Source organism: Lactobacillus equicursoris DSM 19284 = JCM 14600 = CIP 110162 (genome assembly GCF_001434815.1).
Taxonomy (GTDB): Bacteria; Bacillota; Bacilli; order Lactobacillales; family Lactobacillaceae; genus Lactobacillus; species Lactobacillus equicursoris.
The window spans coordinates 1-377 of sequence record NZ_AZDU01000144.1; the positions used below are offsets into that span (position 1 = coordinate 1).

Annotated in this window: 1 pseudogene; it reads left to right on the forward strand. The window is 41.9% G+C overall.

Going from position 1 to position 377, the window contains the following annotated elements:
- Positions 1-143 precede the first annotated feature (143 nt).
- Positions 144-377, forward strand: a pseudogene (locus FC20_RS09750) (hypothetical protein); the annotation flags it as partial.

Consider the following 377-nt stretch of genomic DNA (forward strand, 5'->3'; position numbering starts at 1 on the left):
ATGCTAATCTGGCGATTAAGTGCAATACCGGCATTGCCTTTGACTTTTAGGAGGTATTATTGAAGAAGTCATACTCTCTGCTTACGAATCTATGAATTTAAAAGAGACACACTTCAAAATAAAAAAGAGAGGAGAGATGTGATATGAGATTGTTAGTTGCATTAGATGATCGTGCATTAAAGTATGACGAAGCCTACAAGATACATTATGTCGATGGTCAGCCTACGGCTAATTACTACTTTGATGAGAAGACTGCCCAGGCCTTGGAAGACGATGGCTTCTTGACCGAGATGTGGGACAAGTTTGATGCCATGTTCGACTGGGGGATTTTGATTTCTTTGAGCCCGACAAGTGTGTTGGCTTCCGTCAGTGGTTGC